This window comes from Celeribacter sp. SCSIO 80788, assembly GCF_051054295.1.
Lineage (GTDB): Bacteria > Pseudomonadota > Alphaproteobacteria > Rhodobacterales > Rhodobacteraceae > Celeribacter.
Window position 1 is genome coordinate 2,866,031 of the sequence record NZ_CP150482.1, and the last position, 21,256, is coordinate 2,887,286.

Below are 21,256 nucleotides of genomic sequence, written 5' to 3' on the forward strand. Positions count from 1 at the left end.
TCCTCTCTCAATCCTCTGAAGACCCGTCGTCGGTCTCGATGTCGTCAAATTGGGTTTCGTCGATTGCGCCGGACGCTTTGCGTTGGCGCAGCATTTCGCGGATCAGCTCATCGGTCAGCACGAGTTTCGCATCCGACAGCCAGTCGAAATTCAGACCGATGGTGAGCTCCTCACCAGTCTCGTCGAGGGTGAGCAGAACCTCATCGCCTTCGACGCCGGCCAGCATCCCTTTGAAGCGGCGGCGGCCGTCGATCATCTCGGTCGTTTCGATCTTGGCCTCATAGCCCTCGAAGGTCGCAAAATCCTTCAGACGGGTCAGCGGGCGGTCGATCCCGGGGCTCGACACTTCGAGCGTATATTCATCTTCGATCGGGTCTTCGACGTCGAGAATAGCAGAAACCGCTGTGGAAATCTCCGCACATTCGTCAACTTCGATGCCGCCTTCGGGACGCTCGGCCATGATTTGCAGCGTCTTCGATTTCGTCGAAGACATAAGACGCACGCGCACAAGCTCGAACCCCATCCCTTCGATGACGGGGCCGACGATTTCCGCCATCCGGCGGTCGATCGCGGTCTTGGCAATCAGTTCGGACATGTCTTGCCTTTCATATCCGGGGCTCTCGACATGAGAGCACAAAAAAACGGGCGCGCGGCCCGTCGATCTTTCCCGGTGGAGCTTCGGGAACTCCCGACAGCGCCGCTGTTGGAGGGGTCTATACGCGCCCCGAGACGAATCTGCAAGCCCTGATCAGCGAGCCAGCCGATCCATGGTCATCACGAGCGCCTCGGTGATCCCCGGCTCGGACAGGGCATGCCCCGCCTGCCCGACCATGATGAGCCGCGATTTCGGCCAGGCTTTGTGCAGCTCATAGGCCGTCTCCGGCGGGCAGATCATATCGAACCGCCCTTGCACGATGGTGCCCGGCACCTCCGCAATCCGGTCGACATTGCGCAAAAGCTGGCCGTCGTGATCGAGAAAGGCCTTGTTGATAAAGTAATGGTTCTCGATCCGGGCAAACGTTCGCGCATATTCCGGCCCCGGATCGCCCACGACACCATCGGACCCCAGAGACGCCAGAGCATTTTCCCAACGCGACCAGATCCGGCCATAGGTGATCTCTTGCCGATGATCGCCGCTAAAGAGGCGCCGGTGATAGGCGGTTATGAGATCGCCCCGCTCCTCTTCCGGGATGGCGTCACGAAATTCCGCCCAGTGATCGGGCCAGAATCGCCCAGCGCCCCCGGCATAGAACCAGTCGAGTTCACTTTTGCGTGCAAGGAAGACCCCGCGCAGCACCAGATGGATCACGCGCTCCGGGTGAGTCTCCGCATAGGCGACACCCAAAGTCGCACCCCAGCTTCCGCCGAACACCATCCAGCGCTCGATACCCAGCGCCTCGCGAATGCGCTCGATATCGCCGACAAGATGCCAGGTCGTGTTGGCCTCGACCGAGGCAAAAGGCCGGGATTTCCCGCAGCCGCGCTGATCGAACAGAATGATGCGATAGAGCGCCGGATCGAAATAGCGCCGCATATAGGGGCTACACCCGCCACCGGGACCGCCATGCAAAACCACCACCGGAATCCCCATGGGATTGCCGCTTTGCTCGACATAAAGCTTGTGCCCGTCGCCGACATCCAGCATGCGGTGGTCATAGACCGCGATTTGCGGGTAGAGATAGCTATATGCGCTGTTTTGGCCTGAGACCTTGTCCATGGGTGTCCTATATAGAGCGGGTCCAAGCGGATGTCCCGACGAAGCGAGTTGAACATGAAGGAGGCGATCATGCAAACCACCATTGACCCGGATGAGGTCGCGAAATTCGAGGCCATGGCCGCCGAATGGTGGGACCCGACCGGCAAGTTCAAGCCTTTGCACATGATGAACCCGGTTCGGCTCGATTATATCACCACACAAATTGCCGCAGAGTTCGGGCGTGATTTGTCCGCCGACAAACCGTTTGAGGGGCTGCGCCTTCTCGACATCGGCTGTGGCGGTGGGCTTTTGTCGGAACCGATGGCGCGTCTTGGGGCCACAGTGGTCGGCGCCGATGCCGCCGAACGCAATATTCCCGTGGCGCAGGTCCATGCCGAACAGTCCGGGCTCGACATCGACTATCGTCACACCACCGCCGAAGCACTTGCCGAAGCCGGAGAGCAGTTCGACGTTGTGCTGAACATGGAAGTGGTCGAGCATGTTGCAGACCCGCTCGCCTATCTCACCGCCTGCCAGACGCTGCTGAAACCGGGTGGTTTGATGCTGTGTTCGACACTCAATCGCAATCCGAAAAGCTACGCGATGGCGATTTTCGGGGCAGAGGTTGTGATGCGTTGGCTGCCCAAGGGCACGCATGAATGGAAAAAATTCATCACGCCCGATGAGCTGGTCGATCTGATTTCGAAAGCGGGGCTGGACCCCGTCGATCGCAAGGGCTTCGTCTTCAATCCGATCCTGTGGAAATGGTCGATCTCCGCGCGCGATCTTTCGGTCAATTATGTGACGGCTTCGATCAAGAAATAGTCCCTATTTCGGCGTTTTAGACGCAGAAACCACACGTTCGACCGGCACAAATCCCGCGCGCTCATAGAGGCGCGCGGCGGTGGTGCCCTCCTCCGCCACGATCACCTGACGCGCATTCGGGAACCGTTTCGCGGCAAAGGCACTGACTTCGCCGAGCAACACCGCACAAAGCCCCCGGCGCCGGTGGCTCTCGCGGGTTTCAACGGATTGGTAACGCACCAAATCGGGCGACCAGACAAGGCCCATATCGGCCACAAGCATGTCCCCTTCGAAAAGCCCGAACCATCCCCCTCGTCCGACCTCGCTTAGGGTCCGCCTGCGCGCAAAGCTCTTTGCGATATAACTTTGAGCTGCGTTCGGGTCTATTCCGTCGCCAATCATACCTGCAAGTTGCAGCGCGATAACGGCCTGCCAATCTGCATCTCTGACAATCTCACGAAAGGAAATCCCGGCGGGCAAACCCGGGCGCACCGCTTCACCTCCGACGAGCGTCACGCCGGTCTCAAGCTCATAGCCATGGGCCTCGAAGACAGAGGAAAACGGCGCCAGATCGACGTCGGGGACATCCCAGAACAGCACGGAAAACGGTGCGTCCGGATTGTCCTTTTGAGCGAGGGCGATTTGCGCCTCGGCTTCGGTGTCGTCCGTCGGAAGAGCCTTGAAAATCGTCCGGTTGCCAAACCAGAAATCCGGCTGCGCAGGGGTCCGTTGCACGAACCGGTCCGCATAGTCCGTCCACTCGGATTGCGCGCCCATGACAAGCAAATCCGTCGACAATTCGAGCGCCTTAGGACCCGTCATCTTCTAGCCGTATCCTCATTTCCCGCAGGACAGGCAAAGCGGCCTTGACTCGCTCCGTGCCAATCGCCTCAACGATATCCGACAAGATCGGCGCAATGGCCGCCAGTGCCGCATCGCGCGCGGCCTTCCCGGCAGGCGAAATCGAAACGAATTTGCGCCGCGCATCGTCCCAATCGGGACGAACGTGGATATATCCCGCCCATTCGAGTTTGTTGATCGTGTTGGTCATCGCACCTCGGGTGACATGAAACGCACGAGCCAACTGCGCCGGGGAACGTTCATCCCCCAGACGCGCCAGATGATTGAGCAGGGAGAAATGGCTGATCTCCATGCCCTTCGGCAAAGCTTTGGTCAGCCGGTTTCGCGCCAACTGATCGGCCATGAAAATCTCGGAAAACAGCGCGACCGAGAGGGCGTCATTGTTGGAAGTCCCGCTCATAGCTCGACTTTGAACTCCCGATCATGCAGCAACGCCGGAATGCGTTTGCGCGCCTTAGCAACCTCGGCAAGATCGATGTCAACAAGACCCCAACCCGGCTCAACTCCGCCATCAAACAGCACCTCACCCCAAGGCGAGACTGCCAGAGAATGCCCGTAGGTGCGACGCTTTACATCGACTTTTTCTTTGTGATGCCCGGTCTGGGCAGGGGCCAGAACGAAACATCCGGTCTCGATCGCGCGCGCGCGCAACAGGCTATGCCAATGCGCCTCGCCCGTGACCGCCGTAAAGGCTGCGGGCTGCGTGATGATGTCGGCTCCGGCTTTCGCAAGCGCACGGTGCAGATGCGGAAATCGCAGGTCGTAACAGATGGTCATGCCGATCTTGGCAAAGGGCGTCGTCGCAACAACAGCCCTTTCGCCGGGGCGATAGCCATCGGATTCGCGATAGCGTTCGGTGGCGCTGACATCCACGTCAAACATATGAATTTTGTCGTAGCGCGCGGCAATTTCCCCATCGGGAGAAATCAGGAAAGACCGGTTGGCAAAACGTCCGTCCGGGTCATCGGTTTTCAGGCCCAGAGAGCCGATCAAGAGCCAAATCCGGCGCAAATGCGCCGTTTCACGCAGAACGGCCAACGTCGGATCGTCTGCCTCGTGATAGAGCACGTCTTTCTGATGCGCGCGCGAGGAGGAGACACAATTCGTCACCTCCGGCGTCATGACGATCTCCGCCCCCGCCTCCGCGGCAGCGTTCACAAAACCCTGCGTGATCGGCAGGTTGGCGAGCGGATCGTCGCTCGAATTCAGGGTGACGAGACCGACGCGGAGCATGGATCAGTCGGCCAGAAGCGGATCGAGTTTGCCCGCGCGCTCCAAGGCATGGAGATCGTCACAACCTCCGACATGGGTTTCGCCGATGAAAATCTGCGGCACGGTGTAGCTGCCCGGCGCGCGTTGCATCATTTCCTGACGCAGAGCGGGATTCGCCATAACGTCGATATCGGTATATTCGACGCCTTTGCTGTCAAGCAGCCGCTTAGCCGCAATGCAATAGGGACAGATCGGGGTCGTATAGAGGGTCACGGGTTGCATGGGAGGAAATCCTTTTGTCTTGCGGCGACTATAAGGATTTACGTCTCTCTGTCCACGCGTGCCAGTACGGCAACGTTGACCGAAGCCGCACCCGCCTTGCGACAGGCCTGTGCACATTCGCCCAAGGTTGCCCCGGTCGTCAGAACATCGTCGATCAACAGAACAGGCCGCCCCTTGATCCGCTCCACATGTACACTGTTGATTCGAATGGTCCCCGCCACTGTATCGCGCCGCTGTTCTGCCGTCATGCCATCAAGCTTGCGCGTGGCCGACGGCCGTTTCAACAGGCCCGGAATATAGTCCAACCGATGGAGTTTCGCGACTCTGTGCCCCAAAAGCGCCGACTGATTGTAGCGCCGTCGAAACAGACGAAACCAATGCAGCGGCACGGGCGCCACGACCGTATCCGATTTGATCAGCGGCTCAGCCGCATCTGCCAGCCAGCTCCCCATCGGATGCGCCAAATCGGTGCGGTCGCCATGTTTAAACCGCAACACCATGGACCGCGCATTTCCGCCATAGAGCATCACCGCCCGCCCGCGATCCCAGGCCTTGGGATGACTCCGGCAATCGTCACAGAGATCACCCTCTTCCGCGTCGCCCACCAAAGGCCGACCGCAACAATCACAGGGGTGATCCACGATGAACGGTGTATCCGACCAGCATTTCGGGCAAAGGCCACGTTCCGCTTCGATCATTTCGTCGCAGGTCAGGCATTGTGCTGGATAGATCAGTTTGGCCAGTCTTTGCATTTCCTATCCGACTACCTAAATTGTCGCCCGCAGACCAATCATCAGGACGAAACCCATGTCTCAGCCCCCTCTTCTCGTCGATCGGGATCAACTTGCCCGGAACCGGCAACGCGCGATGCACATGGGAGGCGATTTTTTCCTGCATGAAGAGGCCCGTTTCGAAATCCAAGATCGGCTGGATATGGTTAACAAATCGTTTACATCTCCCGCCGTGATCACCGGTTTTCCCGAATTGTGGGCCGAATATTTTCCCGAGGCCAAGGTTGTCCCCGATGACGATATCCTCTCCCTTGAAGAAGGTGCGCATGACCTGCTGATCCACGCCATGAGCCTGCATTGGGCGAATGATCCGGTCGGGCAACTCATTCAGTGCAACCGCGCGCTTCAACCAGACGGCCTCATGATCACCGCATTTTTCGGCGACCAGACCCTCAACGAGTTGCGCGCCTGTCTCGGTCAGGCGGAAACCATGGTGTGCGGAGGATTGTCCCCACGTGTCCTCCCGATGGGGGAACTGCGCGATCTCGGCGCCCTGCTGCAACGTGCCTCCTTTGCGCTTCCCGTGGCAGACAAGACGGTGCGCAAGGTGAGCTACCCGTCCCTGTCGCGCATGGTCGAAGACCTGCGTGCGATGGGTGAGGGCAATGCTCTCAACGGCCGTCTCAGAACGCCGAGCCCGGCACGGCTTTTTGCGACCGCCGAACAACTCTACAAAGATCACTTTTCCGAAGACGGGCGACTGATCGCCACGTTCGACATGGTGTTTCTCACGGGTTGGGCACCGGATGAGAGTCAACCGAAACCGCTCATGCCCGGCTCCGCGAGGATGCGGCTGGCCGATGCGCTTCACACCGAAGAATTCAAGTTGCCCGAAGGCTCCGCTTGACCCGCCCCCGAACCGACCTAAGCCTAGAACGAACAAAAATCAGGAAGATCACATGGGACTCATGAAGCCTTCGCGGCTCAACACCAATGCGCCGGATGCCACCTGCCCGATGCATGCACCGAAAGACCATCCGAAAGTGCCAAAGGAAAAGATCGGCGTGCTGCTCGCCAATCTCGGAACCCCGGACGCCACGGACTATTGGTCGATGCGGCGCTATTTGGGTGAGTTCCTGTCGGACAAGCGGGTGATCGACTATCCTTGGTGGAAATGGCAGCCGATTCTGCAAGGGATCGTTTTGACCTTCCGCCCCTCGAAATCCGGGGCCGCTTATAGATCGATCTGGAACAACGAAGCGGATGAAAGCCCGCTGATGACGATCACCAAAGAGCAGACCGCCGCAATCAAATCCGCGCTTTCTGCGGAATATGGCGACCGGGTGATGGTCGATTTCTGCATGCGCTATGGCAACCCTTCGACTCAGTCGAAAGTCGAAAAGATGGTGGCCGAGGGGTGCACCAAAATTCTGTTCTTCCCGCTCTATCCGCAATATGCCGGGGCGACGACGGCGACCGCGAACGATCAGTTTTTCCGCGCCTTGATGGAAGAGAACTGGCAGCCCGCGTCCCGCACGGTTGCGCCCTATTTTGACGATCCGGCCTATATCGACGCCCTCGCGCAATCCGTCGAGCGTGCTTATGCGGCGGCGGAGCGCAAACCCGACATCCTGATTTGCTCCTATCACGGGCTTCCGGAGCGCTATCTCAAAGAAGGCGGCGACCCCTATCATTGCCAATGCCAGAAAACGACTCGCCTGCTGAAAGAGCGTCTCGGATGGGACAACACGCAGATCATGACAACGTTTCAGTCGAAATTCGGCCCTGAAGACTGGCTTCAACCCTATACGGTTGAAGAAGTTGCGCGACAGGCGGAGAAGGGCAACAAAAGCATTGCTGTCTGCGCCCCTGCGTTTTCCGCCGATTGCATCGAGACGCTCGAAGAGATCAACGAAGAGATCAGGGAGAGCTTTGAACACGCGGGCGGAGAAGAGTTTCTCTATATCCCCTGCCTCAACGCGGACCCGCTGCACATCAGCGCGCTGGTCGGTCAGATCCGAAAGAACCTTGCCGGCTGGGTGTAATCCCTCCGGCGCATGCTCCAGGCAAATGAAAAGGGCGGTTCAAAAGAACCGCCCTTTCAATTCTGTGTTGTCTGGCGACGATTAGTCGGCAGCAACAGCAGCAGCCACGAGAGCCAGGATCAGAAGCGGCACAACGTAGCCACCAGCGGACGAAGAAGAGGTTTCTTCGACAACAACCGGAGCTTCGATGACCGGCTCAGAGTAGCCGCCAGCGAAAGAAGCGGTGCCAGCCAGAGCGAAAACGGCAGCAACAGCGAGTTTTTTCATAGTCAATCCTCCTTGAACCCCACGACAGAGGGCAGGTTTGTTTCACACAATCAGCTATATGAACCAATCGTGAGCAAAATCAATCGCTCCTTTGATCCTGCCATATTTTCCGGCTTCTTGTCGTCAAATTAGCAACACTTGCGTGCCGACCTTGGCGAGTTGAAACAGCTCCGCGATGTGTTCGTTGTACAAACCGATGCACCCGTTCGAAGACCGACGCCCGATCTTGCGCGTGTCATGAGTGCCGTGAATACGGTAAAATTGCCAACTCAGATAAAGCGCATGGGTGCCCAGCGGGTTGTTCGGACCGGGTCCGACAAAATCCGGCCATTCGGGGTTGCGGATCTTCATCGACGGCGTCGGCGCCCAGCTCGGTCCCTCGACCTTACGGATCACCTCAGTCCGTCCGCGCCGCGTCAGATCCTCGCTCAGCGGCACTGAAGTCGGATAGAGTTTATAGACACTCTGATCCTCGCTCCAGAAATGCAGCGCCCGAGAGGTCGTATCCACGAGGATCGCCCCATTGTGCAGATTGCTGAAATAGGGGTGCCAATCCAGCGAACGAAAGCTCGAAATGTTGCGACGCACCACGGTGGAGAGATCGTTCTCCATCTCCGTCGTCCCTTCCGATTGCGCAAGGGCGGGGGTGCTCAACAGGGCGACACTCCCGGCCACGAAACTGCGCCGGGAAAACTTGAAAACGGGGGCTTTACTCATGGGACTTCGCCATTTCGTGATGTGATCTTGATCGACATGCGTTATATGGCGCGTTTGTCGCAGTCGCAAATCAAACAATCGTTCATGGCGGAAAGCCGCGAACAGGATTTGATCCCGGCGAGCAAAGCGATTAACTCATGCCAATCATCTTGGCCAAAATCCCGGCCGGTAAAGTTCATGGAGTATCCGGAATGTCGCGCATCGTCGCCATCCTCATGTTGGCCCTGGTCGGCCTGACCGCTTGTGAAACACCGACCGAACGTCTTGGCCCTGATGGCAAGCCCCTGCCCCGCGTTTATCGCGTCAACGCCAAGGACGAGGCAACGATTCAGTATCGTATGCTCGACTCGATCAACGCCCTGCGTTCCGCCGCCGGCCAACGACCTGTGCAACTCAACGCCAACCTGAACGCCGCCGCCGCGACTCATTCGCGCGACATGCACGTCCAGAACCGCCCCTGGCACTTCGGGTCCGACGGCTCCTCGCCGCTCGATCGCGTGACACGTTCTGGCTACACTGGTTTGATGCTTGGCGAGAATATTTCCGAGACCTACGAGACAGAACTTGAAACCCTCTCCGCCTGGATGGAACAGCCGGACACGCGCGACGTCATCCTCGACAGCCGCGCGACCGATATCGGTTTTGCCTGGTATCAAGAGGACAGTGGCAAGCTCTGGTGGACCCTGCTGATTGGCGCGCAGGCCGGACAGACCTACGCCGCCAACTAAGGCCTAACCCCCAGGTATTTATGGAAAAATATCTACCTGGGTGCCATTCTGCACCATCATGTAGATTTTCTCGATATGGCGATCCTTGACGGCGATGCATCCCGCCGTCCAGTCCTTGCCCTTACCACGATTCTCACCGGCGCGGCCGTGGATGAAGATATCGCCCCCCGGACGCCGCCCCATCGCCTGAGCGTAAGCGGCATCGTCAGCATTCGGGTAGGAAATCCCAAGAGACAAGTGATAGGCCGAATTCGGATTGCGGCGGTTGATAATGTAACTGCCTTCCGGCGTCTTACCGTCGCCTTCGAATTGTTTCGGACCAATAGGATTGCCACCCAACCCAATTTTATATTCCTGCACCACCTCGTCGCCATGCAGAAGATAGAGCTTACGACGCTCTTTGTAGACCACCACGCGGGTGATTTCCGGTCCCGCATAAGGCTTCAAATCGCGCGCAAACGCCGCTTTGGAAAAGGTCAGCACGGAAATCGCTGACGCAAGGAAAACCCGCCGTTTCATGATCACTACCCGATCTTTGTTTTTCCTCTCCATACACCGGAACGGCAAATCCCGCCAAATCATTTTCGCGGGTCAAGCACGCCGAAAACTGGCGGCAATTTCAACATGGGTCGACCAGCGGAACTGATCCACGGGTACGATCCATTCTAATTCAAACCCAGCTTCGATGAGGTGTTTGGCGTCACGCGCAAAGGTAATCGCATTGCAGGACACGAATCCCACGCGCGTCAGATTGCTTTTGGCAATCTCCGCGCATTGCGCCTGCGCTCCTGCCCGCGGCGGGTCGATCACCGCCGCATCGAATCGGTTCAACTCATCGCTGCGCACAGGTTGACGAAACAGGTCCCGCGTCTCGGCGGACACGCGTTTGAGCCCCTGCGCCTGGCGCCAACCTTTCATCAAAGCTTCGAGCATATCGGACACACCTTCGACCGCATGCACCTCGGCGAGTTCCGCCAAAGGCAGGGAAAAGGTACCGCAACCGGCAAAAAGATCGATAACACGTTCCGCATCGCCAACCGCCCGTCGCATCAGTGCCACCAGAGCAGCCTGCCCTTCAGCGGTCGCCTGCAAAAAGGCGCCCGGTGTCGGCACGACATGAGCTTTGCCAAACCTCAGAAACGGCAGCACCTCCCCGGCAAGATCTTCGCCATTCCACGACAAGCGAGACAGGCTCACATCCCGCACAAATTGCCCCAATTCGACCCTCATATCGAGATCGAGCGGTTTTCCGTTTTGAACCGAAACATCCAGCCCGCTCTCAGAAGCGATCACGGTCATGTCCATCTCAGCCCGCCGCGAGGCACCCAGCTCGACCAACCGTTCCAGATCGCTGTAATGCGCCATGATCTCAGGCACCATCAGGATGCAATCCGGCACCGAAACCAGACTGTCGGAGGCACGGGCGTGAAGTCCGAGCATCACCCCCTTTTTCGTCCGTCGTCCATGAAACACCGCACGTCGTCGGCTTTGTGGCGGTGAGGTCAAAATCGGCTCTAACCCTGCGGAAATTCCCTGATGTCGCAGAGCGGAGGCGACAAAATCACTTTTCCACTGCGCCACGAAATCATCAGACGCATGTTGCAGGGCACAGCCACCACAGGCCTTGGCATGCCGACACGCGGGTTTCACTCGGTCAGGCGACGGCGTAACGATTCTGGCAGCTGCAATGCGTCCATCGACAGGCTCCCCCTCGACCACTTCCCCCGGCAATGCGTTCGGAACGAAGATGCCGTCTGCCGTGATACCATCGCCTTTATGGCCCAACCGCTGAATTTCGTACTCCATCAGCCCCTCCCCACACGTCGCAGCAGCTCTTCTTTCGAGAGCTGAAAACCGCTGTCGATCCAATCCTGCTCAAGCCGCTTCAAAGCCCCGCCCAACTCTCTTCCCGACAGAACAGCCATCAGATCTCTGGCAGAAATCGGCAATTTCGCCTCAGCACCTTTGCGAATGTCGTCTGAAAGCCGCTCTGGCACAGGTTGCTCCAGAAATGCGGCCCGCAGGGTCATCGCCCCTCGCGCAATCGTCTCGCCCTCACGATAGGCAATCTCAGCGGCAGGTCGCATCCCAAGGGCCGCATCACGCAGCGTCTGGTAATACCCCATCTGAGCCTTTGACAGACGCAAAAGCGCCGCCACATCGAATTCACCCAAGGCTGCAAGACGCAGAATTGGATCGGGCGTCTGCTCCAGAGAGGTCAGGATAAAAAACGCTTTCGTCGAAGCCCCCGGCAAGAGGGCATTCAACACACCTGTCTGATCCATCGCGCCCAGCGCCCGCTCGGGGGCCGTGGCAGATAGAAGCTTGATCATCTCATGCCCAATCCTTTCACGGGACAGGCGTGCAAGACCGTCGATATGTGTGGCACAAGCGGCAAGACCTTCCGGGTCGAGCCCCGCCTCGTCGTCACCATACCAGGCATGAAATCTGAAAAAACGCAGGATTCGCAAGTAATCCTCACGAATCCGCTGCACCGGATCGTCTATGAACCGTACCCGCCGCGCCCGAAGATCCGAAAGCCCGCCAAGCGGATCGACGATGCTGCCATCCGCCTTGGCATAAAGCGCATTCATCGTGAAATCGCGCCGACGCGCATCCTCCTCGATCGTCTCGGCAAAGGCGATGACCGCACGTCGCCCGTCGGTCTCAACATCCTTACGGAAGGTCGTAATCTCGAAAGGCTCGCCCTCAACCACAACGGTGATCGTGCCGTGATCTATGCCGGTCGGAATGGCCTTGAACCCAAAGGTTTCGGCCAGCTCAACAGTGCGTTCCGGTCGCACGGACGTGGCAATATCGAGATCGCTAACCGGCACACCCAACAGGCTGTTACGCACACAGCCCCCCACGAAATAGGCTTCTTCGCCCGTCTTGGAAAACATCGACATGACGCGTTGCGCCGGGCCGCTTTCGATCCAGTCTGCCGTGAGTTTCATGATCCGCTCACCCGGTCCGCAAGAACCCGCAAGATCCGCGCCGTGGCCCCCCAAATGTAATAGGGTCCATATGGCACGGTATAGAAGGAACGCATCTGGCCCCGCCAGCGTCGGGACTGGATGGAAAAATTCTGCGGATTGAGTACATGGCTCAGCGGAACATCGAAGACCTCAGACACCTCGCCTTCCTCGGCAACCGGCGTGAAATCTTCTCTGATCCAGCCCAAAACCGGAAACATTTCGAATTGCGTCACGGTTTCATGGGTCGGAAGTCCGCCCAGAACCTCCACCAGAGAGCGCGGCAGACCGATCTCTTCAGTCGCTTCACGCAAAGCGGCATCTGTCGGATCACGATCCGCAGGATCGACTCGCCCACCCGGAAAAGCAATCTGACCAGGATGGTGTTTCAACGCAGAAGACCGCTTGGTCAGGATCAAACGTAAGCCTTCCGATGTTTCCCTAATTGGCACCAACACACCAGCCGGACGTAGCTCTGTCGTTACGCGCGGTCGCAGATTTCGGTTCAGGTCAAAATCCGAAGAGGACGTACCTGGATCGCGCAACAGCGCCTTAAGAGCGTCCCGATCAATCGGCATCACCATCGGGGCTTTCCTCCGCCTCGAACCCGACAGTTTTCGGATCAAGCACATAATGCGCACCGCAGAACTGACAATCTGCGGTAACCACCCCCTCATCGGTGGTCATGCGCGCAATATCCTTGGCCGAATAGATCGACAGGCTCTGGCGCACCTTCTCCTCCGAACAATTACAGCCGAAATGCACCGGCTGCGGATCGAACACGCGGGGGTGTTCCTCGTGGAACAGGCGCACGAGCAATTCCGTCGGCTGCACATGCGGGCCGATCAACTCCATATCCTCGACCGTATCAAGCAGGATATTGGCGCGGTTCCAGTCCTCGAAATCGTCATCGTTCAGGATATCGACCGCCTGCAAAAGACCGTCGCCATCCTCGTTACTTTGCGCCGCAAAAGGCGAAGCTTTTGGCATTTTTTGGAGCATGATACCCCCGGCACGCCAATGTTCCTCACCGCCGGGGAGCTGGGAGGTCCCAAAAGTCGTCGAGAACCGCGTCGGCAATTGCTCCGATTGCGCGAAATAGGTCTCAGCACAGCTCGACAGAGAACCGCCCGAGATTGGCGTGATCCCCTGATAGGGCACCATACCCTTCCCTTGGTCGATCAGAATCGCAAAATACCCCTTGCCGATCTGGGAAAACGGATCGACACGCGGGAGGAGCCGGTTGGCGTCGAAAGAGGCATAAGCCCGGATGCGCGCTGGTTCGCCCTCGGCAGTGGGCGCATAGTAATCGGTCGCGATCAGACGCGCCGGACCATCGCCACGCACCTGAAGAGACAGCTTCCAACGCAGTTTCATGGTCTGACCGATCATCGCAGTCAGAAGTGCCATTTCAGCGACCAAAGCCTCGATTTCCGGCGGGTAGGCATGCTGCGCGAGAATGCGATTCAACACGCCATCGAGACGCGCCACGCGCCCGCGGACGTCCGAGGCATCCAATTGGAAAGGCAGGACCGTGTCGTCCCAGGCAATTTTCGATCCGAGCATTTGTGCTTCCCCTCAGGTTCGGCGCTGGAATATCCTGTTCATATAGGCGGAACAACCACCGAAGAAAGGCAAGGCAGATATGCGGCGATACGGGAAACCCAAACTTGAGGGGCAATCTTACCGTGCACGCCCCGGGGCCTATGCCATCTTGCCTAGAGGCGGACGGCTGCTTTTGACCTATCAGGCGGGCATCCACAATGAATTTCAACTGCCCGGCGGTGGCATCGACCCGGGCGAAAGCCCGGTGACCGCTCTGCACCGCGAAGTCTTCGAAGAAACCGGTTGGCGGATTGCAAAACCTCGCTTTCTCGGCGCCTTCCGACGGTTTGTCTTCATGCCAGAATACGATCTCTGGGCCGAAAAAATTTGTCACATTTATCGGGCACATCCGGTTCGAAAACTCGCCGAGCCGCCCGAAGAAGACCATTCGGTGCATTGGGTAAGTCCGGAACAGGGGATGATCGGCCTTGGCAATCCCGGCGACAGAGCCTTTCTTCAACGCGTATTCTGAGCGGAATACTCCAGCAAAATGGCCGAGATATCGTCCGGGAAATCCTTGTCCTTGTTGTAATCGTTGAGATCCCACAGAAAAGTATCGAAAAAGGCGTTTCCAGACTCCTTGGCCACTTTGCGGCACATCTCCGCAAGCCCCTCTTCCCCAAGCATTCCCTCCCCGCCATCGGGACACTCCGTGACCCCATCGGAGAAAATAAGGATGCGCTCACCCGGCCCGAGGGTCAGACGCACATCTTCATATGGTGCATTCGGGATCAGGCCGACCGGCATGCCCCCATCCCCAAAAAAGCTCACGGTCCCGTCTTTCGATTGAAATACCGGGTTCGGATGACCGCATTGCGCCATGACGAACTCTCCGCTCATCCGATCGAAATGCCCCAGAATCATCGTGAAATAGAGATCTGTTTCCATCTCTTCGAGCATCAGCCGGTTGAGAGTCGCCGCCACCTCTGATGGGTTGGCAGGGTAGAAACCGCCTTGCGGATCGCTGCGGATCGCAAGGTTCTGTTCCGGCGTGGAGCCCGTAAGATAGGCCGCAAGCCGCGCGGTCATCAACGCAGAGGCGATGCCATGTCCCGACACGTCGAGTGCAAAAATGCCGAACTGACGCTCGTTGATCGGAAAGAAACCGACGAGATCGCCACCGACATGCCCGCAGGGGCGCAGCAGCAATGACACCTGCGCCGTCTGGAAATCGTGGAAACGCTCGCGTACGAGCGACTGTTGCATCTTCCGGGCCTCGACCAGATCGCGGTCGAGCGAGTCGTAGAGCGCCGAGATTTCCGTCAGCGTAGAGCTGACCAGACGGTTCTTTTCCGTCAGCTCCCGCTCCATCCGCAAGATGCGCTCTCCGGCACGAATCCGCGCCAAAAGCTCATCTCCGGCCACGGGTTTGGTCAGGAAATCATCCGCGCCAACATCGAGTCCCTGGGCCACCTCCGCCTTGTCGGATTTCGAGGTCAACAGAATGAAATAGCCATAATGCGCGCGGTCGAGTTGCCGAAAAGCCTGACAAAACTCCAGACCGTTCATCCCCGGCATCATCCAATCGGAGACCACGAGATCAATCGGCTCACGCCGACAGATCGCTATCGCCTCCTCACCCGAAGCCGCCTCGAACACCGCATACCCCCAGCGCCCGAGATAAGAGGACAGGATACGCCGTTGCGCCCGCGAATCGTCCACGACCAGAACGTTGTTCACAACCCCGCGTTCAGGCACGGCCTGCAAATATGTGTTATTTTCCTGAGCGATGAGCAAAACGAAGTATCCCGACCTGTGACGTGTTCCACTCATCCTGACCCAGTCGATTTAATGTCGCCTTAAATCTAAAATTTTCAGGAAAATCAGGCTCTCGCTTACATTTGCGTAACCTTATTGCCCTCTTATCGACCACAGACAGGAGGCTGCCATGATTGACTGGAACCGGGTTGCGGAATTGCGGGACGAAGTAGGTGCAGAGGATTTTCGTGAGGTCGTGGACCTGTTTCTCGAAGAGGTCGACGAAGCCATCGCGCGCATGCAATCCATGCCCGACACAGCATCCCTTGAGCAAGATCTCCATTTTCTCAAAGGCAGTTCGCTCAACCTCGGATTCGCCGCCTTCTCCGCGCTGTGCCGGGACGGCGAAAGGGCGGCGCGCGAGGGGCGCTCCGAGATCATCAATATGGTTGAAATCTTCGAAAGTTACGCTCGATCGCGCTCCGAATTTGTCAGCAGGGCCGTCGCCTGAGTCGCTGTCTATAGCACGAATTCCGCAAGATCCCGGTCATTGGTGATGTCGCGATAGACCAGCCCCGCTCCGTTCATTTTCTCGAACAAATGTGCAAAATTCGCCGGATCGTCGGTTTCGATCCCGATCAGGACCGACCCGAAATTTCGCGCGGATTTTTTCAGATATTCGAAGCGAGCAATGTCATCGTTCGGCCCCAGCATATCTAGAAAATCGCGCAAGGCACCGGGGCGCTGCGGCATGCGCAGGATGAAGTATTTCTTGAGTTCCCGGAACCGCTGTGCCCGTTCCTTGACCTCCGGCAGGCGTTCAAAATCGAAATTGCCGCCGGATGTCACACACAGCACGCGTTTGCCGTGTACCGCATCGCGGATGTCCTGAAGTGCGTCGATCGACAAGGCACCTGCGGGTTCCAAAACGATTCCCTCGACATTCAGCATGTCGAGCATGGTCGAACAGATACGATCCTCTGGGCAGGCGAGAATGTGATCGCGAGGAATGTCCTTCAAAATTTCAAACGGCAGCATTCCAATCCGCGCCACGGCAGCGCCATCGACGAAACTGTCGACATCGCTCAGGGTCACCGGTTCACCAGCCGCAACCGCAGCATCAAGCGAGCGCCCGCCCATCGGCTCGACAAAATAAACCTCGGCGGAAGGTGCCACCTCCCGCAGGTAGGACAGCACTCCGGCCGAAAGCCCGCCGCCGCCCACAGGCAGAACCACCACATCCGGCACCATCTGGGATATGAATTCGACAGCCACGGTCGCCTGCCCCTCGATCACATCCATGTCGTCGAAAGGTGCAAGAAAATACCCACCCTGCTCGGCGCAATAGCTCTGCGCTGCTTCAAGCGTGTTGTCGAAATAGTCGCCGATCAGACGGATCTCGATATTCTCACCGCCGAAAACCTTGGTCTTGTCGATCTTCTGCTGCGGCGTCGTGACCGGCATGAAGATCACCCCTCTGACCCCGAATTGCCGACAGGCAAAAGCCACGCCCTGCGCATGGTTCCCCGCAGAGGCGCAGACGAAAAGCCCAATGTTGGGGTCTTTGTCCCGCGCTTTCATCATCGCATTCCATGCCCCGCGCAGCTTGTAGGAGCGCACCGGAGTCAGATCCTCGCGCTTGAGCCAGACATCGCAATCGTAGATTTTCGAAAGATGGTCGTTGCGCAGGCATGGCGTGGGCGCGAACAGACGCCGGACCAACGTTTCCGCAGCGCGCGCGCGTTTGGTGAAAGGACCCGGCTCAGTCATGAAGTTCTCCCCGCATGGCCAGTTCATAAATCGACGACAACAAGCTCACGTTGACCATCAGCAAAAACCACCCGGCCAGCAATTCGTAAAGCAAGCCCAACAAACCGCCTCCGAACAGCGATCCCATGAGCTGAATCACAATGAACAGCGCGATAGACAGGATCACAGCCTGAAAGATCACGGCGGAATGCTGTTTCGTGGCCTGCCAAGCCTGCACAAACGAGATTTTCTGCCCCAGCGCAACTGCGGGCAGGGTCGGAGAAACCCGAAAAAACACAAACACGGCAGGCAATGCGATCAGCACCACGACAAACAGCCCGCCCAAGGCCTGCACCAAAACGTTCCCGAAGAGCCCAACCAGCACGCCGCCCAGAACACCAACCGACAGACCGATCAGCAAGCCGATGACGATCGAAAGGATCAGATAGCCCCAGATGCGGGATCCGCTCCAGGAGGGAAAGGCCGAAGTCGGGCGTTTGCCTTCCAACGCATAAAGATGCCACTCCACCGCGATCCAACAGGATCCCACCGCCATCACGACATTCGACAGAAGAATAAGCCAAAGACCGCTGCCGGACACCGCTTCCGGATCGCCTGAGGTCAACCCCTCCATATCGACGGAGCCAAAGGCGAGAATCTGGACGATCAGGATGCCGATCCAGATCAATCCTGACACCGCCAGCGCTTCGTCCAGATGGCGAATGACCCGCAAAACCGCGTTTTGGAATAGAATGAAACCCGTCATGACAACCTTTCTCAGAACTTATGACCGCAGGTTTAGTGCTTTTACCGGGGGAGCTAAAGCAATCTTGGGCGTAATCCTTGCTCTTGCCCCAAAAAACCGATAATCGCGCCTGCGAACTCCGAAAAAGGAATGTCCCATGTCTGCGCCTAAAAAAGTGGTTCTCGCCTATTCCGGCGGCCTCGATACTTCGATCATCCTGAAATGGCTTCAGACCGAATACGGTTGTGAGGTCGTGACCTTCACCGCCGATCTCGGTCAGGGCGAAGAGTTGGACCCGGCGCGCAAGAAGGCGGAACTCCTTGGTATCAAACCGGAAAACATCTACATCGAAGACGTGCGCGAAGAGTTCGTGCGTGATTTCGTCTTCCCGATGTTCCGCGCCAACGCGCTTTATGAAGGCGAATACCTGCTCGGAACCTCGATTGCGCGTCCGCTGATCTCCAAACGCCTTGTCGAGATCGCCGAAGCGACCGGGGCCGATGCCGTGGCGCATGGCGCGACCGGCAAGGGCAACGATCAGGTGCGTTTCGAGCTTTCTGCCTACGCGCTCAACCCCGACATCAAAGTGATCGCGCCCTGGCGCATCTGGGACCTGTCGTCCCGCACGAAACTTATTGATTTCGCTGAGAAAAACCAGATCCCGATCGCCAAGAACAAACGTGGCGAAGCGCCGTTCTCGGTCGATGCCAACCTGCTGCACACCTCGTCTGAGGGTCGCGTTCTCGAGAACCCGGCCGAGGAAGCGCCCGACTACGTTCTCCAACGGACCGTGCCGGTGGAACAGGCACCGAACGAGCCGGAATATGTCGAAATCACCTTTGAAAAAGGCGATGCGGTTGCAGTCAACGGCGAGGCGATGTCTCCGGCTACCTTGTTGACAAAGCTCAATGAATTGGGCGGCAAGCATGGCATTGGCGTGCTCGATCTGGTGGAAAACCGCTTCGTCGGCATGAAATCCCGCGGCATTTACGAGACCCCGGGCGGCACCATTCTTCTGCAAGCGCACCGCGGCATCGAACAGATCACGCTCGACAGCGGCTCGGGCCACCTGAAAGATATGCTGATGCCGCGCTATGCGGAACTGATCTACAACGGCTTCTGGTTCTCCCCTGAACGCGAGATGTTGCAGGCCGCTATCGACAAATCGCAAGAACATGTGTCCGGGACCGTGCGCCTGAAACTCTACAAAGGGTCCGCGCACACCGTGGGTCGCTGGTCGGAAGCGTCGCTTTATTCCGAGAAACACGTGACCTTCGAAGACGACGCCGGTGCCTACGACCAGAAAGACGCAGCGGGCTTTATTCAGCTCAACGCTCTGCGCCTGAAACTTCTGGCGGCCCGGAATCGCCGCCTAAAATAAGTGTCGGCAAAACGTCGGACTTTTGTCGGACTTCCGTCGGGCATGCGACGGACCACACAGCACACAACAAAAGGGCGTCCCGCAGGACGCCCTTTCTCATTTTCAAAACCGCAATGCGGGCGATCAGCGCAAACCAATCTGTTTGTAGAACGCGTCATTGTCCCAGAAGAGATATTCTTCGTCCATGACACCCGCATCGGTCCAGTGGCCGACGGTGGCCATCGTCAGTTTGTAGGCTTTGCCGGTCGGCTCGATCGCCGAACCGTCGGCAAGCTGCATGGGCTCGGTGAAGGTGCCTTCGATCACACCGACAACACCGGTCCATTCGCCCTGACCGATACGGATCGGGTGGGTTTCGATCCGCGTGTCCGGCGCGAAGGAGAAGAAGTATTTCAGATAGTCGATGTGGACGTCGATGCCTTCGGTCACGGTGCCGTCGGGCAGGTGAACCTTGATGTCATCGGAATGGCTTTCGTGCAGACGATCCCATTTCTGGTTGGTGAACACATCGAAATCGAGCGTGTCGAACGTGTCGAGGTTTTTCTCGATGGTGGCTTCCTGTGACTGGTATTGCGCCAGCTCGGAAAGGGCAGCGGTCATCGCGGCATTGTCGTCGGCATAAGCGGCGCCAGCAAAGGCGGTTGCGGCAGCGGCGGCGAGGGTCAGATAAGATTTCATGTCAGTGTCTCCAGTGTCGTGGGCGTCGCCCGTTTCGATTGAGATCACTCTACGTCTGAAAAACTATCCTCGATATAGCGGCTTTATGGCATGACTTTCTCCAACTTGTTCTTAATATTAAGTTCACAGGAATGAAAAAAGGGTGCCTGAACGGCACCCTTCTCAGTCAGACATCACGGCTCTTGCGCCCTTACATCCCGAAAGCCGCCTTCACATCGGCCGCCGAAGGGATGGCGTCCGCCGTTCCGGGACGTGTCACCTTGAGCGCCGCGGCCTGCACCGCCCATTCCATGGCCGTGCGGATCGGCATGCCGAAATCGAGCCCCGCCGCCACATAACCGACGAAGGTGTCCCCGGCTCCGGTGCTGTCGACGGCGGTGACTTTCGGGGAATTGACCTCGATGATTTCACCGGTCTCGTTGGAACGCCACATCGCCCCCTTGGCGCCGAGGGTCACAAGAACCTGCGGCACCGGGATCTGATCGAGGGACATGCCCATTTCGGAACAAAGTTGCGAGGCCTCCACCGCGTTCATCACCACCATGGAGACATCGGGGATCACACCACGCACCGCCTCGACGGAGAACGGAGCGGCGGAATAGATCACCCGCATGCCCTTCACGAGCGCGAAGGTCGCAGCCGGGGCCTGAAGATTGGTTTCGTTTTGCAGCAAAAGCGTATCGCCCGCCTTGGCCTGATCGATGGCCTGAATGACGAATTCGCTGTCCTGTTTTACGTTTGCGCCCGGATCGATGACGATCATGTTTTCGCCATCGGGCCCGACATAGATCACCGCATGACCGGTGGGTTCGTCGACCTCACGCAGGAATTTGCAATTGGCACCGTAGGTCTCGATCCGCTGACGCACCCAGGGGTCGGTCTTGCCGATGGCTCCGATGTGATAGACCTCCGCCCCGGCTTTCGCGGCGGCGACGGATTGGTTGGCCCCTTTGCCGCCCAATCCGATCTTGTGCCCGGTGGCGCTTAGCGTTTCGCCGGGGCCGGGAAAGCGAGGCAGGGTATAAAAGCGGTCGATATTGACCGAACCGAGATTGAAAATCGCCATTTATACACCTCCCCAA

At 58.0% G+C, this 21,256-nt stretch carries 26 protein-coding genes; 7 read left to right on the top strand and 19 right to left on the bottom strand.

What is annotated here, in order from left to right:
* Positions 1-7 precede the first annotated feature (7 nt).
* Positions 8-595, bottom strand: a complete 588-nt coding sequence (gene rimP / locus V1471_RS14440; RefSeq protein ID WP_434289718.1) for a ribosome maturation factor RimP — start codon at positions 593-595, stop codon at positions 8-10.
* A gap of 153 nt (positions 596-748) precedes the next feature.
* Complete coding sequence (pip, locus tag V1471_RS14445; protein ID WP_434289719.1) at positions 749-1,717, bottom strand: prolyl aminopeptidase; 969 nt, start codon at positions 1,715-1,717, stop codon at positions 749-751.
* 69 nt (positions 1,718-1,786) lie between these two features.
* Here pip and ubiG point away from each other — a divergent pair, with 69 nt between their 5' ends.
* Entirely contained in the window at positions 1,787-2,521 is a 735-nt protein-coding gene (gene ubiG, locus V1471_RS14450; RefSeq protein WP_434289720.1) for a bifunctional 2-polyprenyl-6-hydroxyphenol methylase/3-demethylubiquinol 3-O-methyltransferase UbiG, read from the top strand.
* Between the two features lie 3 nt (positions 2,522-2,524).
* Here the strand turns inward: ubiG and V1471_RS14455 are convergent, their stop codons facing one another.
* Genes V1471_RS14455 through V1471_RS14475 form a run of 5 tightly spaced genes read right to left on the bottom strand, consistent with a single transcriptional unit; the run spans position 2,525 to position 5,607 of the window.
* Complete coding sequence (locus V1471_RS14455) at positions 2,525-3,322, bottom strand: GNAT family N-acetyltransferase (RefSeq protein WP_434289721.1); 798 nt, start codon at positions 3,320-3,322, stop codon at positions 2,525-2,527.
* On the bottom strand, positions 3,309-3,761 hold the full coding sequence (locus V1471_RS14460) for a MarR family winged helix-turn-helix transcriptional regulator (protein ID WP_434289722.1): 453 nt from the start codon (positions 3,759-3,761) through the stop codon (positions 3,309-3,311). Before V1471_RS14460 ends, V1471_RS14455 begins: the two co-directional genes overlap by 14 nt.
* On the bottom strand, positions 3,758-4,594 hold the full coding sequence (locus V1471_RS14465) for a carbon-nitrogen hydrolase family protein (RefSeq protein ID WP_434289723.1): 837 nt from the start codon (positions 4,592-4,594) through the stop codon (positions 3,758-3,760). The genes V1471_RS14460 and V1471_RS14465 overlap by 4 nt, the downstream gene beginning before the upstream one ends.
* Positions 4,595-4,597: 3 nt before the next feature.
* Positions 4,598-4,855: a glutaredoxin 3 gene (grxC, locus tag V1471_RS14470; RefSeq protein ID WP_434289724.1), complete on the bottom strand. Its 258-nt coding sequence runs from the start codon at positions 4,853-4,855 to the stop codon at positions 4,598-4,600.
* 38 nt (positions 4,856-4,893) lie between these two features.
* Entirely contained in the window at positions 4,894-5,607 is a 714-nt protein-coding gene (locus V1471_RS14475) for a double zinc ribbon domain-containing protein (protein ID WP_434289725.1), read from the bottom strand.
* A gap of 55 nt (positions 5,608-5,662) precedes the next feature.
* On the opposite strand from V1471_RS14475, the gene V1471_RS14480 reads away from it, so the two are divergent.
* Positions 5,663-6,493, top strand: coding sequence for an SAM-dependent methyltransferase (locus V1471_RS14480; protein WP_434289726.1), 831 nt, complete (start codon positions 5,663-5,665; stop codon positions 6,491-6,493).
* Between the two features lie 52 nt (positions 6,494-6,545).
* Complete coding sequence (hemH, locus tag V1471_RS14485) at positions 6,546-7,631, top strand: ferrochelatase (RefSeq protein ID WP_434289727.1); 1,086 nt, start codon at positions 6,546-6,548, stop codon at positions 7,629-7,631.
* 81 nt (positions 7,632-7,712) lie between these two features.
* On the opposite strand, the gene V1471_RS14490 is transcribed toward hemH, so the two are convergent.
* Both V1471_RS14490 and V1471_RS14495 read right to left on the bottom strand, forming a co-directional pair.
* A complete protein-coding gene (locus tag V1471_RS14490; protein WP_066703401.1) occupies positions 7,713-7,898 on the bottom strand; it encodes a hypothetical protein in 186 nt (61 codons plus the stop codon).
* Between the two features lie 123 nt (positions 7,899-8,021).
* A complete protein-coding gene (locus tag V1471_RS14495; protein ID WP_434289728.1) occupies positions 8,022-8,615 on the bottom strand; it encodes a L,D-transpeptidase in 594 nt (197 codons plus the stop codon).
* Between the two features lie 191 nt (positions 8,616-8,806).
* Here V1471_RS14495 and V1471_RS14500 point away from each other — a divergent pair, with 191 nt between their 5' ends.
* Complete coding sequence (locus tag V1471_RS14500) at positions 8,807-9,343, top strand: CAP domain-containing protein (RefSeq protein WP_434289729.1); 537 nt, start codon at positions 8,807-8,809, stop codon at positions 9,341-9,343.
* Positions 9,344-9,361: 18 nt separating this feature from the next.
* Here the strand turns inward: V1471_RS14500 and V1471_RS14505 are convergent, their stop codons facing one another.
* The 5 genes from V1471_RS14505 to V1471_RS14525 all read right to left on the bottom strand — a co-directional run bounded on the left by V1471_RS14505 (position 9,362) and on the right by V1471_RS14525 (position 13,884).
* On the bottom strand, positions 9,362-9,862 hold the full coding sequence (locus V1471_RS14505; protein WP_434289730.1) for a L,D-transpeptidase family protein: 501 nt from the start codon (positions 9,860-9,862) through the stop codon (positions 9,362-9,364).
* Positions 9,863-9,934: 72 nt separating this feature from the next.
* On the bottom strand, positions 9,935-11,149 hold the full coding sequence (locus V1471_RS14510; RefSeq protein WP_434289731.1) for a class I SAM-dependent RNA methyltransferase: 1,215 nt from the start codon (positions 11,147-11,149) through the stop codon (positions 9,935-9,937).
* Positions 11,149-12,300, bottom strand: coding sequence for a CCA tRNA nucleotidyltransferase (locus V1471_RS14515; RefSeq protein WP_434289732.1), 1,152 nt, complete (start codon positions 12,298-12,300; stop codon positions 11,149-11,151). The genes V1471_RS14510 and V1471_RS14515 overlap by 1 nt, the downstream gene beginning before the upstream one ends.
* Complete coding sequence (locus V1471_RS14520) at positions 12,297-12,902, bottom strand: CoA pyrophosphatase (RefSeq protein ID WP_434289733.1); 606 nt, start codon at positions 12,900-12,902, stop codon at positions 12,297-12,299. Before V1471_RS14520 ends, V1471_RS14515 begins: the two co-directional genes overlap by 4 nt.
* Positions 12,886-13,884: an Hsp33 family molecular chaperone HslO gene (locus V1471_RS14525; RefSeq protein ID WP_434289734.1), complete on the bottom strand. Its 999-nt coding sequence runs from the start codon at positions 13,882-13,884 to the stop codon at positions 12,886-12,888. The genes V1471_RS14520 and V1471_RS14525 overlap by 17 nt, the downstream gene beginning before the upstream one ends.
* Positions 13,885-13,963: 79 nt before the next feature.
* Between V1471_RS14525 and V1471_RS14530 the strand changes: the two genes are divergently transcribed.
* Positions 13,964-14,395, top strand: a complete 432-nt coding sequence (locus tag V1471_RS14530) for an NUDIX hydrolase (RefSeq protein WP_434289735.1) — start codon at positions 13,964-13,966, stop codon at positions 14,393-14,395.
* Here the strand turns inward: V1471_RS14530 and V1471_RS14535 are convergent.
* The gene (locus V1471_RS14535; RefSeq protein WP_434289736.1) at positions 14,380-15,603 is read right to left on the bottom strand and encodes a PP2C family protein-serine/threonine phosphatase; all 1,224 of its coding nucleotides are present in this window, start codon (positions 15,601-15,603) and stop codon (positions 14,380-14,382) included. The genes V1471_RS14530 and V1471_RS14535 overlap by 16 nt on opposite strands.
* 208 nt (positions 15,604-15,811) lie before the next feature.
* Here V1471_RS14535 and V1471_RS14540 point away from each other — a divergent pair, with 208 nt between their 5' ends.
* Positions 15,812-16,132, top strand: coding sequence for an Hpt domain-containing protein (locus V1471_RS14540; protein ID WP_434289737.1), 321 nt, complete (start codon positions 15,812-15,814; stop codon positions 16,130-16,132).
* An 8-nt stretch (positions 16,133-16,140) separates the two neighbouring features.
* Here V1471_RS14540 and ilvA read toward each other — a convergent pair whose 3' ends face one another.
* Positions 16,141-17,391, bottom strand: coding sequence for a threonine ammonia-lyase IlvA (ilvA, locus tag V1471_RS14545; protein ID WP_434289738.1), 1,251 nt, complete (start codon positions 17,389-17,391; stop codon positions 16,141-16,143).
* Positions 17,384-18,136, bottom strand: a complete 753-nt coding sequence (locus tag V1471_RS14550; protein WP_434289739.1) for a hypothetical protein — start codon at positions 18,134-18,136, stop codon at positions 17,384-17,386. The genes ilvA and V1471_RS14550 overlap by 8 nt, the downstream gene beginning before the upstream one ends.
* Before the next feature lie 136 nt (positions 18,137-18,272).
* On the opposite strand from V1471_RS14550, the gene V1471_RS14555 reads away from it, so the two are divergent.
* Positions 18,273-19,496: an argininosuccinate synthase gene (locus V1471_RS14555; RefSeq protein ID WP_434289740.1), complete on the top strand. Its 1,224-nt coding sequence runs from the start codon at positions 18,273-18,275 to the stop codon at positions 19,494-19,496.
* Positions 19,497-19,619: 123 nt separating this feature from the next.
* Here the strand turns inward: V1471_RS14555 and V1471_RS14560 are convergent, their stop codons facing one another.
* A complete protein-coding gene (locus V1471_RS14560; protein WP_434289741.1) occupies positions 19,620-20,174 on the bottom strand; it encodes an ester cyclase in 555 nt (184 codons plus the stop codon).
* A gap of 190 nt (positions 20,175-20,364) precedes the next feature.
* Positions 20,365-21,240 (bottom strand): ribokinase, encoded by an 876-nt coding sequence (locus V1471_RS14565; protein ID WP_434289742.1) that lies wholly within the window; start codon positions 21,238-21,240, stop codon positions 20,365-20,367.
* Positions 21,241-21,256: the final 16 nt, after the last annotated feature.